Source organism: Cellulosimicrobium sp. CpK407 (assembly GCF_051844275.1).
GTDB classification, from domain to species: domain Bacteria; phylum Actinomycetota; class Actinomycetes; order Actinomycetales; family Cellulomonadaceae; genus Cellulosimicrobium; species Cellulosimicrobium cellulans_G.
The window spans coordinates 1-13188 of record NZ_JBGNYC010000050.1; the positions used below are offsets into that span (position 1 = coordinate 1).

The 13188-nt window shown below is 69.9% G+C and carries 10 protein-coding genes; 9 read left to right on the plus strand and 1 reads right to left on the minus strand.

Annotated features, from left to right (window positions below; genetic code table 11):
• The coding region (locus ABWU78_RS17330; protein ID WP_439159058.1) for a hypothetical protein at positions 1 to 217 on the minus strand (217 nt) is incomplete at its 3' end.
• Positions 218 to 540: 323 nt separating this feature from the next.
• On the opposite strand from ABWU78_RS17330, the gene rpoB reads away from it, so the two are divergent.
• The 9 genes from rpoB to rpsG all read left to right on the plus strand — a co-directional run bounded on the left by rpoB (position 541) and on the right by rpsG (position 13186).
• On the plus strand, positions 541 to 4053 hold the full coding sequence (gene rpoB, locus ABWU78_RS17335) for a DNA-directed RNA polymerase subunit beta (RefSeq protein WP_253055123.1): 3513 nt from the start codon (positions 541 to 543) through the stop codon (positions 4051 to 4053).
• A gap of 115 nt (positions 4054 to 4168) precedes the next feature.
• Positions 4169 to 8050 carry a DNA-directed RNA polymerase subunit beta' gene (locus tag ABWU78_RS17340; protein WP_253055124.1) on the plus strand — a complete coding sequence of 1294 codons (3882 nt, stop codon included), beginning with the start codon at positions 4169 to 4171 and terminating at the stop codon, positions 8048 to 8050.
• Between the two features lie 187 nt (positions 8051 to 8237).
• Positions 8238 to 8534, plus strand: coding sequence for a lactococcin 972 family bacteriocin (locus ABWU78_RS17345; RefSeq protein WP_290444880.1), 297 nt, complete (start codon positions 8238 to 8240; stop codon positions 8532 to 8534).
• 80 nt (positions 8535 to 8614) lie between these two features.
• Entirely contained in the window at positions 8615 to 9253 is a 639-nt protein-coding gene (locus ABWU78_RS17350) for a hypothetical protein (RefSeq protein ID WP_439159059.1), read from the plus strand.
• Between the two features lie 3 nt (positions 9254 to 9256).
• On the plus strand, positions 9257 to 10300 hold the full coding sequence (locus ABWU78_RS17355; RefSeq protein ID WP_439159060.1) for a peptidoglycan-binding domain-containing protein: 1044 nt from the start codon (positions 9257 to 9259) through the stop codon (positions 10298 to 10300).
• A 41-nt stretch (positions 10301 to 10341) separates the two neighbouring features.
• On the plus strand, positions 10342 to 10914 hold the full coding sequence (locus tag ABWU78_RS17360; protein WP_439159061.1) for an ATP-binding cassette domain-containing protein: 573 nt from the start codon (positions 10342 to 10344) through the stop codon (positions 10912 to 10914).
• On the plus strand, positions 10911 to 11978 hold the full coding sequence (locus ABWU78_RS17365) for a hypothetical protein (RefSeq protein WP_439159062.1): 1068 nt from the start codon (positions 10911 to 10913) through the stop codon (positions 11976 to 11978). Before ABWU78_RS17360 ends, ABWU78_RS17365 begins: the two co-directional genes overlap by 4 nt.
• Before the next feature lie 363 nt (positions 11979 to 12341).
• Positions 12342 to 12716, plus strand: coding sequence for a 30S ribosomal protein S12 (rpsL, locus tag ABWU78_RS17370; RefSeq protein WP_021479869.1), 375 nt, complete (start codon positions 12342 to 12344; stop codon positions 12714 to 12716).
• Entirely contained in the window at positions 12716 to 13186 is a 471-nt protein-coding gene (rpsG, locus tag ABWU78_RS17375; RefSeq protein ID WP_047233808.1) for a 30S ribosomal protein S7, read from the plus strand. The genes rpsL and rpsG overlap by 1 nt, the downstream gene beginning before the upstream one ends.
• Positions 13187 to 13188: the final 2 nt, after the last annotated feature.

Sequence of the window (13188 nt, forward strand, 5' to 3'; positions counted from 1 at the left end):
GGTCACCCTCAAGTGATCTCGCCGGTCCCGTCGTGACGGGACCGGTCAGCACGCCGCACGAGGCCCGCACCCCGCCCGGGGTGCGGGCCTCGTCGTCGTTCTCGGCGCCCGACGACGTGGGCGGGCCGGGGAGCGCGGCGCCGAGGTGGGCGTGCACGTCGTCGGGCACCCGGGCGGGCGCACCGGCTTCACGGAACGGCCACGAGTGTGCCACCATGTGCGGGTCGACGACGCAGGACAGCGAGGTCGACGGCAAGCAGGTTCGCGACCCGCGAGACGGGTCGGATGCGGGCGACGAGGCCCGCGCGAGTACCGGTGAGGCGTTCACGCGTCGGGAACCGGGTGGGGTCGCACGCCCCGGGGTTGTGTCACGATGCGTTGTGGGCTATGCTCACGCTTTGCGCTGTCCTGTGCCCCCGATCTCAAATACCCCCGACCCCCTCGTCGACGTACGTGCGCGTCCGCGAGGTGTCGTGGTGGCGGTGATCGTGTCCAGCCCGGCGGTGCAGCGTTCTTTCGATCTGCAGGGAAGGACCCCTCTTGGCTGCCTCGCGCACCCCTTCTGCTCCGACCGCCGACGCCATCGCGAACCGCACCGCATCGCGTCGCCTCTCCTTCGCCAAGATCTACGAGCCCCTCGAGGTCCCCGACCTGCTGGGCCTCCAGACCGAGAGCTTCGACTGGCTCCTCGGCAACGAGGCGTGGCAGGCGCGTGTCGCCGCCGCGTCCGCGGCCGGCCGCCAGGACGTGCCCTCGACGTCGGGTCTCGAGGAGATCTTCGAGGAGATCTCCCCGATCGAGGACTTCGGGTCCTCGATGTCGCTGTCGTTCTCCAACCACCGCTTCGAGCCGCCGAAGTACACGGCCGACGAGTGCAAGGAGAAGGACTTCACGTACGCCGCGCCGCTCTTCGTCACCGCGGAGTTCGTCAACTACAACACCGGCGAGATCAAGAGCCAGACGGTCTTCATGGGCGACTTCCCGCTCATGACCGAGCGCGGCACCTTCATCATCAACGGCACCGAGCGCGTCGTCGTCTCCCAGCTCGTCCGCTCGCCCGGCGTCTACTTCGAGCGCGCCGCCGACAAGACGAGCGACAAGGACATCTTCTCGGCGAAGATCATCCCCTCGCGAGGCGCCTGGCTCGAGTTCGAGATCGACAAGCGCGACGCCGTCGGCGTGCGCGTCGACCGCAAGCGCAAGCAGTCCGTCACGGTGCTGCTCAAGGCGCTCGGCCTGACCGAGTCGGAGATCCGCGAGCAGTTCGCCGACTTCCCGTCGGTGCTCGACACGCTCGAGAAGGACCACGTCCACACCCAGGACGAGGCCCTCGTCGACCTGTACCGCAAGATCCGCCCGGGCGAGCCGCCGACGGTCGAGGCCGGCCGCGCGCTGCTCGAGAACTTCTACTTCAACCCGAAGCGCTACGACCTCGCGAAGGTCGGCCGCTACAAGGCGAACAAGAAGCTCGGCATCGACGCGCCGCTCACGGACTCCACGCTCTCCGTCTCGGACGTCGTCGCGACGATCAAGTACCTCGCGGCCCTGCACGCCGACCACGCGTCCATCCCGGGCACCCGGAACGGCGAGGCCGTCGAGGTGCGCGTCGAGACGGACGACATCGACCACTTCGGCAACCGTCGCATCCGCGCCGTCGGCGAGCTCATCCAGAACCAGGTCCGCACCGGCCTGTCCCGGATGGAGCGCGTCGTGCGCGAGCGCATGACGACGCAGGACGTCGAGGCGATCACGCCGCAGACGCTCATCAACATCCGCCCGGTCGTGGCGTCCATCCGCGAGTTCTTCGGCACGTCGCAGCTCTCGCAGTTCATGGACCAGAACAACCCGCTCGCGGGCCTGACGCACAAGCGTCGTCTCTCGGCCCTCGGCCCGGGCGGTCTCTCGCGCGACCGCGCCGGCATGGAGGTCCGTGACGTCCACCCGTCGCACTACGGCCGCATGTGCCCGATCGAGACCCCTGAGGGTCCGAACATCGGTCTGATCGGCTCGCTCGCGTCGTACGGGCGCATCAACCCGTTCGGCTTCATCGAGACGCCGTACCGCAAGGTGACGGCGGGCAAGGTGACCGACGAGGTCGTCTACCTCACGGCCGACGACGAGGACCGCCACGTCATCGCGCAGGCGAACCAGACGCTCAACGCCGACGGCTCCTTCGCGGACGAGCGCGTGCTCGTGCGCACCAAGGGCGGCGAGGTCGAGATCGTCCCCGGCGCGCAGGTCGACTACATGGACGTCTCGCCGCGCCAGATGGTCTCGGTCGCGACGGCGCTCATCCCGTTCCTCGAGCACGACGACGCCAACCGCGCCCTCATGGGTGCGAACATGCAGCGCCAGGCCGTGCCGCTGGTCCGCTCCGAGGCCCCGCTCGTCGGGACCGGCATGGAGTGGCGCGCGGCCGTCGACGCGGGCGACGTCGTCGTCGCGTCGAAGCCCGGTGTCGTCACCGAGGTCTCGGCCGACCTCGTGCTCGTCGCGAACGACGACGGCACGACCGGCAGCTACCGGATCGCCAAGTTCCGCCGCTCCAACCAGGGCACGAGCTACAACCAGCGCGTGCTCGTCGACGAGGGCCAGCGCGTCGAGCCCGGCTCCGTCCTCGCGGACGGCCCGGCGACCGACGAGGGCGAGCTCGCGCTCGGCCGCAACCTCCTCGTGGCGTTCATGTCGTGGGAGGGCCACAACTACGAGGACGCGATCATCCTCAGCCAGCGTCTCGTGCAGGACGACGTGCTCTCCTCGATCCACATCGAGGAGCACGAGGTCGACGCGCGCGACACCAAGCTGGGCCCGGAGGAGATCACGCGGGACATCCCGAATGTCTCCGAGGACGTCCTCGCGGACCTCGACGAGCGCGGCATCATCCGCATCGGCGCCGAGGTCGGCGCGGGCGACGTCCTGGTCGGCAAGGTCACCCCGAAGGGCGAGACCGAGCTGACCCCGGAGGAGCGCCTGCTGCGCGCGATCTTCGGCGAGAAGGCGCGCGAGGTGCGCGACACGTCCCTCAAGGTGCCCCACGGCGAGTCCGGCACGGTCATCGGCGTGCGCGAGTTCAACCGCGAGGACGGCGACGAGCTGCCCGCGGGCGTGAACCAGCTCGTGCGCGTCTACATCGCGCAGCGCCGCAAGATCACGGACGGCGACAAGCTCGCCGGCCGTCACGGCAACAAGGGCGTCATCTCCAAGATCCTGCCCGTCGAGGACATGCCGTTCCTCGCGGACGGGACCCCGGTCGACGTCGTCCTCAACCCGCTGGGCGTCCCCGGTCGCATGAACGTCGGCCAGGTCCTCGAGACCCACCTCGGGTGGGTCGCGAAGCAGGGCTGGGACATCTCCCTGGCCGAGGGCAAGGACCTCTCCTGGCGGGAGAACGTCCCGGAGATCGCCGCGACGTCCGAGCCGGGCCGTCCCGTCGCCACCCCGGTGTTCGACGGCGTCCACGAGGACGCGCTCACGGGCCTGCTCTCGACGACGATCCCGAACCGCGACGGCGACCGCATGGTCGGCGCCGACGGCAAGGCGCGCCTCTTCGACGGCCGCTCCGGCGAGCCGTTCCCCGAGGCGGTGTCGGTGGGCTACATGTACATCCTCAAGCTCCACCACCTGGTCGACGACAAGATCCACGCGCGCTCGACCGGCCCGTACTCGATGATCACGCAGCAGCCGCTGGGTGGTAAGGCGCAGTTCGGCGGCCAGCGCTTCGGCGAGATGGAGGTGTGGGCCCTCGAGGCGTACGGCGCGGCCTACACGCTCCAGGAGCTCCTCACCATCAAGTCGGACGACGTCCCCGGCCGCGTCAAGGTCTACGAGGCGATCGTCAAGGGCGAGAACATCCCCGACTCGGGCATCCCGGAGTCCTTCAAGGTCCTCCTCAAGGAGATGCAGTCGCTGTGCCTGAACGTCGAGGTGCTCTCGAGCGACGGCGTGTCCATCGAGATGCGGGAGTCGGACGACGACGTGTACCGCGCAGCAGAAGAGCTCGGCATCGACCTGTCGCGCCGCCCCAACGCGGCGTCCAGCGTCGACGAGATCTGATCTCGGGCAGGCGGGAGCGGGTCACCCCGCTCCCGCCGACGACCCCGCACCAACCGTCTTTATGGCGTCGGCACCGGCTCCGGCCGGTCCCGGCAGACGAAGGAAGTAGGACAACTTGCTCGACGTCAACGTCTTCGACGAGCTGCGTATCGGCCTGGCCACGGCCGACGACATCCGTGCGTGGTCGCACGGTGAGGTGAAGAAGCCCGAGACCATCAACTACCGCACCCTCAAGCCCGAGAAGGACGGACTCTTCTGCGAGAAGATCTTCGGCCCGACCCGGGACTGGGAGTGCTACTGCGGCAAGTACAAGCGCGTGCGCTTCAAGGGCATCATCTGCGAGCGCTGCGGCGTCGAGGTGACGCGCTCGAAGGTGCGTCGTGAGCGCATGGGCCACATCGAGCTCGCCGCGCCCGTCACGCACATCTGGTTCTTCAAGGGCGTGCCCTCGCGCCTCGGCTACCTGCTCGACCTCGCCCCGAAGGACCTCGAGAAGGTCATCTACTTCGCGGCGTACATGATCACCTCGGTCGACGAGGAGGGCCGCCAGGAGGACCTCCCCAACCTCCAGAACGAGATCGACCTGGAGAAGAAGGAGATCGCGGACGCCCGAGACAACGACATCAACGCCCGCGCCCAGAAGCTCGAGGCCGACCTGGCCGAGCTCGAGGCCGAGGGTGCCAAGGCCGACGCGCGCCGCAAGGTCCGCGACTCGGCCGAGCGCGAGATGGCGCAGATCCGCAAGCGCGCGGACGCGCAGCTCGACCGCCTCGACCAGGTGTGGGACCGCTTCAAGAACCTCAAGGTCGCCGACCTCGAGGGCGACGAGATGCTCTACCGCGCCCTCCAGGACCGCTACGGCACGTACTTCGAGGGCTCGATGGGCGCCGCGGCGATCCAGAAGCGTCTCCAGGACTTCGACCTGGAGGCGGAGGCCGAGTCCCTGCGCGAGACCATCCGCTCGGGCAAGGGCCAGCGCAAGACGCGTGCCCTCAAGCGCCTCAAGGTCGTCAACGCGTTCCTCACGACGACGAACTCGCCCACGGGCATGGTGCTCGACGCCGTCCCGGTCATCCCGCCGGACCTGCGCCCGATGGTGCAGCTCGACGGTGGCCGCTTCGCGACGAGCGACCTCAACGACCTGTACCGCCGCGTGATCAACCGGAACAACCGCCTCAAGCGTCTGCTCGACCTGGGCGCGCCGGAGATCATCGTCAACAACGAGAAGCGGATGCTCCAGGAGGCCGTCGACTCGCTGTTCGACAACGGCCGTCGTGGTCGTCCGGTCACGGGCCCGGGCAACCGCCCGCTGAAGTCCATCTCGGACATGCTCAAGGGCAAGCAGGGTCGTTTCCGTCAGAACCTGCTCGGCAAGCGCGTCGACTACTCGGGCCGTTCGGTCATCGTCGTCGGCCCGCAGCTCAAGCTGCACCAGTGCGGCCTGCCGAAGCAGATGGCGCTCGAGCTGTTCAAGCCGTTCGTCATGAAGCGGCTCGTGGACCTCAACCACGCGCAGAACATCAAGAGCGCCAAGCGCATGGTCGAGCGTGCCCGCCCGGTCGTGTGGGACGTGCTCGAGGAGGTCATCACCGAGCACCCGGTGCTGCTCAACCGTGCGCCGACGCTGCACCGCCTGGGCATCCAGGCGTTCGAGCCGCAGCTCGTCGAGGGCAAGGCGATCCACCTGCACCCGCTCGTGTGCGCCGCGTTCAACGCGGACTTCGACGGTGACCAGATGGCCGTCCACCTGCCCCTGAGCGCGGAGGCGCAGGCCGAGGCCCGCATCCTCATGCTCTCGAGCAACAACATCCTCAAGCCGTCGGACGGGCGTCCGGTGACCATGCCCTCGCAGGACATGATCATCGGTCTGTACCACCTGACGAGCGACCGCAAGGGCGCCGAGGGCGAGGGCCGCGCGTTCGGCTCGGTCGCCGAGGCGATCATGGCGTTCGACCAGGGCACCCTGGACCTGAACGCCGAGGTGAAGATCCGCCTGACGGACCTCGTCCCGCCGGTCTCCGGCTTCGAGGCTCCCGAGGGCTGGGAGGAGGGTCAGCCGATCCTCTTCGACACCACGCTCGGTCGCGCGCTGTTCAACGAGACGCTCCCCGTCGACTACCCGTACGTGAACTCCGTGGTCGACAAGAAGCGCCTCTCGGCGATCGTCAACGAGCTCGCGGAGCGCTACCCGAAGGTCGAGGTCGCGGCGTCGCTCGACGCGCTGAAGGCCGCCGGCTTCCGCTGGGCGACCCGCTCGGGCGTCACGATCGCGATCTCCGACGTCGCCACCCCGGCGGCGAAGGCGGAGATCCTCGAGCAGCACGAGGAGCGCGCGCTCAAGGTCCAGCAGCAGTACGACCGTGGTCTCATCACGGACGACGAGCGCCGTCAGGAGCTCATCGAGATCTGGACCCAGGCGACGGACAAGGTCGCCTCCGTCATGCGCGAGAACCTCGAGGCGAACGACCGCAACACCGTGTACCGCATGGTCGGCTCGGGTGCCCGTGGTAACTGGATGCAGGTGCGTCAGATCGCCGGCATGCGCGGTCTCGTGGCGAACCCGAAGGGCGAGATCATCCCGCGCCCGATCAAGTCCAACTACCGCGAGGGCCTGTCCGTCCTGGAGTACTTCATCGCGACGCACGGCGCCCGCAAGGGTCTGGCGGACACCGCTCTGCGGACCGCCGACTCGGGCTACCTCACGCGTCGTCTCGTGGACGTGTCGCAGGACGTCATCGTCCGCGAGGAGGACTGCGGGACGGAGCGCGGCCTGACGCTGCCGATCGCGGAGGAGCTCGCGGGCATCCTCGTGCGCCACCCGAAGGTGGAGACGAGCGTCTACTCGCGCACCCTCGCGGCCGACCTGGTCGACCCCGACGGGAACGTCGTCGGCAAGGCCGGCGACGACGCGGGCGACGTCCTCATCGACGCCGCGGTGGCCGCGGGCGTCCGCGAGGCCAAGGTCCGCTCGGTCCTCACGTGCGAGTCGCGCGTCGGCACGTGCGCCAAGTGCTACGGGCGCTCGCTCGCCACGGGCAAGCTCGTCGACATCGGCGAGGCGGTCGGCATCATCGCCGCCCAGTCGATCGGTGAGCCGGGCACGCAGCTGACGATGCGTACCTTCCACACCGGTGGTGTCGCCTCCGCGGACGACATCACGCAGGGTCTGCCGCGTGTCACGGAGCTCTTCGAGGCCCGCACCCCCAAGGGTGAGGCGCCCATCGCGGAGTTCTCGGGCCGCATCGCGATCGACGACTCGGAGCGCTCGCGCCGTCTGGTGCTCACGCCGGACGACGGCTCGGAGGAGATCGCCTACCCGGTGACCAAGCGTGCGCGCCTGCTCGTGCAGGACGGCGACCACGTCAACGTCGGCACGCAGCTCGTCCAGGGTGCGGTGGACCCCAAGAAGGTCCTGCGCATCCTCGGCCCGCGCGCCACGCAGAAGCACCTGGTGGACGAGGTCCAGGAGGTCTACCGCTCCCAGGGCGTGGACATCCACGACAAGCACATCGAGGTCATCGTGCGGCAGATGCTGCGTCGCGTGACCGTGCTCGACTCGGGCGACTCGCACCTCCTGCCGGGCGAGCTCGCCGAGCGCGGCCGCTTCGAGGACGCGAACCGTCGTGCGGTGGCGGAGGGTGGCCAGCCGGCCTCCGGCCGTCCCGAGCTGATGGGCATCACGAAGGCGTCGCTCGCGACGGACTCGTGGCTGTCGGCGGCCTCCTTCCAGGAGACGACGCGCGTGCTCACCGAGGCGTCGATGAGCGGTCGTCGCGACCCGCTCCTCGGCCTCAAGGAGAACGTCATCATCGGTAAGCTCATCCCGGCCGGTACCGGTCTGCCCCGGTACACCAAGGTCCAGGTCGAGCCGACCGAGCAGGCCAAGACCGAGCTCTACCCGAGCTTCGGCTACGACGAGATCGACTTCCCGGCGCTCGGCATGGGCTCCGGCGAGGCGATCCCGCTCGAGGACCTGGACTTCGGCGACTACCGCTGAGAGATCACGCACCGCGCGGGGCGCGCGGCGCACGGCACATCGCCGGCGCCGCGCGCCCCGCGTGCTTGTGCCGCGGGTGGCGACCGGCTTGTCCAGAATGTGAACTCATCAGGGCGGGGTACGGTGCGCGGCTATTTTGGGCTCCGCGTCATCTCAGGGGGTGGTGCATGACTGATGGGGGACAGCCATGCGGAAGTTCGTCACGGCGGCGTGCAGCGTCGCTCTGGCCGTGGGTGTGGGACTCGGCACCGCTGGTCCGGCGGCTGCCGGGCTGGAATACCGAGACGGCGGCAAGTGGTACTGGCAGTACACGACGATGATCCTGGAGTCGAACTACTACCACGCCAGCAAGACTCACCGGTCGAGCGTGTCGACGCCGTACGAGACCGTGCGGAGCGCGTGGAAGGCCAAGGGCGTGTGGTCCTACGCCAACACCTCTCCGAACCCGGGCGGGGGCAACTCCTGCAACTACGCGCTCGCGTAGGTCCCGTGGCTGCGGGCGGCTACCTCAGCCGCTCGCAGCAGCGGGTGCAGAGTCCTGACGTTCGGCTTCTTGGAGGGTGCATGCACAGGTACGCAGGTCGAGCCGTCGTGGTGACGGCGTCGCTGGTCATGATGAGCTTCCTCGGGGCCTGCGGGGCCGCCGAGGATGACATGGCAGCAGCGCCCTCTCCCGCCGGACCCTCGGACAGTGCCGTGCCCGAGTTCACGGGTCCGTTCGCTGCTGAGTTCGAGCAGGCATACCGGGACACCGCATCGGACTTCGCTCGTGGAGTCCTCGCGGACTCCGTGATCACCGATGCCGAGCACGCGGAGATGGTCGAGCTCTTCACGACATGCCTCGCCGGGAAGGGCATCGCGTTCACGGGGTACAACGCCGACGGAGGCTTTACGACGTCGTCCGCCCCGAACCCGGAGGAAACCGACGCTCTGATCGACGAGTGCTCGGCAACCAGCGGCGAGGACGCAGTCGGTTTCCTTCACGACATCATGCGGACCAATCCCGAGAACCGCGACTGGGCGACGATCGGGGCCGAGTGCCTGGTCGAGGCAGGCGTGGTACCTGCCGACTATGGCGCCGAGGACTACTCCCAGGACAACGAGGGCAGGTTCGTCGAGCTCGACACCCTTCCCACCGATCTCCAGGAGGCGCTGCGGTCGTGCTCCGTGGACCCGCTGGGGATCCTGGAACAGCAGCAGTAGCCGATGGCCTCGTGGACCAAGATCGGCCTCGCCGCCGTGGGCGCCTGTCTGTGCGCCGCGCTCGGCGTGGTCGGAACCGTCGTGTACATGGAACCGGTGACGCCGTCGTCGCTCGCCACCCCTGAGCGCTCGCTGGACTTTCCCGTGGGAGAGGCGGAGTTCGACGACCCACGACCGGTCGAGCTGAGGCTGTCGCGCGGCGACGACCTCGCTCTCACGGTGCCGGCCACCGGCAGGGTCACGACGTCCCGCTGCAAGGCCGGTGTGCCGATGGAGTCGGGGAGCTCCGTGCTGACGGTGGACGGCGTCCCGCTGGTCGGCCTCGCGACATCGGTGCCGTTGTGGCGCGACCTGTCCCTCGGGGACGAGGGGGAGGACGTCACCGCACTCCAGACCGAGCTGGCGCGCCTCGGGTACGAGGTCGATACGGAGGGGCCCTTGCGGAGGGCCGCGCTCCGGGCGTTGCGCGACCTCTACGAGCAGGCGGGCGGGAAGCCCGGTGCTCTCGATCGCGTGACGATCGACCGCATCGTGTGGCTCCCCGCGCCGTCGACGTCGGTCAACGAGTGCCTGGCGACGGTCGGGAGCACGGTTGCGGCGGGGGATCCGGTGGCCTCGGTCCCGGGCGCGCTCGAGAGCGTCACCGTCGCCGAGCCACCCGAGGGGCTGGTTCCTGGCGACCGCGTCCTGGTCGTCGACGGGACGAGCGTCCCCGTCGACGCAGCGCTCGCGGTCTCCGACCCGGCGGCACTCGTGCAGCTCAGCCCGCTGCCGTCGCTCCAGCCGACCAGCACCGACGGCGACGCCGGCCGCGCCGGTGCGCCGACCGCCCAGCTCGTGCTCGCCGCGCCGCAGGCGGTGTCGGTCGTCCCGCCGTCCGCGCTGTTCGGCGCAGCGGACGGTCGTGGCTGCGTCCTGTCCGACGGCGTGGTGCGCGCGGTCGGCATCGTCGGGTCACAGCTGGGCCAGTCGTTCGTCGTCGTCGACGGGCCGGAGCCCCTCGCGACCGTCGACACGGACCCCGCACCGGGCACGCCGTGCACCTAGAGACGGACGATCTGGGTCATCGGTTCCCTGGCCGCCCGTGGTTGTTCCGGCACCTGGACGCTCGCCTCGAGCCCGGGCGCGTCTACGCGCTGACCGGTCCCTCCGGGTCGGGGAAGAGCACGCTCCTGAGCCTGCTCGCCGGATGGTCCGAACCGACGGAGGGTTCGATCCGTCGTGCGGGGATCAGCCACGTCGGCTGGGTCTTCCAGAACCCGCACGGCACCCCGCGTCGGACGGCCCTCGACCATGTCACGCTCCCCCTTCTGGCCACGGGGCTCGGCCCACGCGCCGCCGAGCGCGAGGCGACCGCGATCCTGGAACGGTTCGCGCTGTCGTCCGTCGCGGCCCAGGAGTTCCGGCGGCTGTCCGGCGGCGAGGCGCAGCGGTTGATGCTCGCGCGCGCCATCGCCGGCCGGCCGGGGTTGCTCCTCGTCGACGAGCCGACCGCGCAGCTCGACCTCCCGACGGCGCGGCGTGTCAACGACGCGATCGCACGGCTGGCGACCGACGCGACGATCGTGGTCGTCGCCACGCACGACGAGCACACCCGCGACGCGTGCACCGACCACGTCGACCTCGTGAGGTTCGAGGCCCGGGACGGAGCCACGACGTGAGGCTCCGGTCGATCCTGCGCGAGGTCGGGCGCAACGTCCTCACCGGGACCACCCGGAGCGTGCTGCTCACGTCGGTGCTCGGGGCGGTCTGCCTGGTGCTGCTCGGCGCCGACCTCCTCGCCGTGCGCAGCATCGAGAACGCAGCGACGGCCTTCCGGGAGGCAGGAGGGTCGACGATGACGATCGTCGCGAGCGGGCGGGTCGACGGCGCGCGCTGCGAGGCGCTCGGGCAGATCTCCGGCGTACGAGCAGCAGGGGCCCTGGCGCTCCCGCAGGAGAAGGTGACGGCGGCCAGCCTCCCCGGGGCTCCGCTCCCGGCGGGGTACGCGACGGACGGTTTTCTCTCCGTGGTCCACGCCGACGTCGACCGGGGAGGCGGGGTGGTGCTGTCGGAAGACGCAGCCCGCACCCTGGGGAGGGTCCGGGCAGATGTGCTGGAGACGACGGACGGTCCGACCCGGGTGGCGGGTACCTTTCCCTATCCGGTGGACGGCCGACGGTCGGGGCTCGGGTACCTGGCGTTGCTCCCCGGCGGAGACCGGGCCGTGTTCGACGAGTGCTGGGTGGAGGCGTGGCCGCAGGACGAGCGACTCCGGACGCTCCTGTTCACGACGTTGTTGCCGCCGGCCGACGAGAGCACGGACGACCCGGTCGTCGGCCAGCTCAACGCCTCGCTCGGCGCCGCGTTCGACGGGCACGCCCGGTTCGCGGACCGGATCACACGGTTCGGCGGCGTCGCCGCCGGGGTCTTCGCGCTCCTGCTCGGGATCGTCGCGGTCCGCGCCCGTCGCGTCGAGCTCGCGGCGGCCCTGCACGACAGGGTGCGGGCGGCCGACCTGTGGTCGATGTCGCTCCTCGAGGCGACGGCCTGGGTCGTACCACCCCTCGCGGTGTGCATGGCGACGTCGATGCTCGTGCTCGGAGCTCGGGGCGAGCTTCTCCTCGCTGCCGTCCTCGGCGCGCGCGTCGCGATCCCGGCGGGGCTCGGCGCCCTGCTCGGTACCATGTTCGGGCTGGCGCTGACCCGCGAGCGTCATCTCTTCCTCTACGCCAAGGACCGGTGAGACGCGCGGCTCGTCGCGTCCTGATCGCCGACCGCGCGTCTGCCTGCCCGCTGTGGTAGCCTGGTGAACCGTGCCCGCGCCGTCGGGCCCTCCGTGATGTCCCTGGCGGGGCGGTGTCAGCGAGCGATCGCTCCCACCTCCGCGCAGCGGGCTCCGGACGGGCCGATGTGAGTGCCCGGGCACTCCGGATCCCGGTCCTTGCGGCGCCTTCGTGCCCGCGGGCGGGCGACGGACCATCGAGCCGGTGGTAGGTGGCTGCTGCAGCGTGTCTCGCGCTGCGGGTGCCTCGTGCGATCGGCTCCAGCAGCCAGCACGACCACCATCGGGGATAGCCCCGGTAGCTCGAGAAGACACGGAGACGTAGTGCCTACGATCCAGCAGCTCGTCCGCAAGGGGCGGACCTCGAAGGTGGGGAAGTCGAAGACCCCCGCCCTCAAGGGCTCCCCGCAGCGGCGCGGTGTGTGCACGCGCGTGTACACCACCACCCCGAAGAAGCCGAACTCCGCGCTGCGCAAGGTCGCTCGCGTGAAGCTCTCCTCCCAGGTCGAGGTCACGGCCTACATCCCCGGCGTCGGCCACAACCTCCAGGAGCACTCCATCGTGCTCGTGCGCGGCGGTCGTGTGAAGGACCTCCCGGGCGTGCGCTACAAGATCGTGCGCGGCGCGCTCGACACGCAGGGCGTGAAGAACCGCAAGCAGGCCCGCTCCCGCTACGGCGCCAAGAAGGAGAAGAGCTGATGCCTCGCAAGGGCCCGGCCCCGAAGCGGCCGCTCATCGTCGACCCCGTCTACGGGTCGCCCGTCGTCACGCAGCTCATCAACAAGGTGCTGCTCGACGGCAAGAAGTCCACCGCCGAGTCGATCGTCTACGGCGCCCTCGAGGGCGTCCGGGCGAAGACGGACGGCGACCCGGTCGTCGTCCTCAAGCGTGCGCTCGAGAACGTCCGCCCCGCGCTCGAGGTCCGCTCGCGCCGCGTCGGTGGTGCGACCTACCAGGTGCCGGTCGAGGTGCGCCCCGCGCGCGCGACGACGCTCGCGCTGCGCTGGCTCACGGACTACTCGCGCGCACGTCGCGAGAAGTCGATGACGGAGCGCCTCATGAACGAGATCCTCGACGCGAGCAACGGCCTCGGCGCAGCGGTCAAGCGTCGCGAGGACATGCACAAGATGGCGGAGTCCAACAAGGCCTTCGCCCACTACCGCTGGTAGTC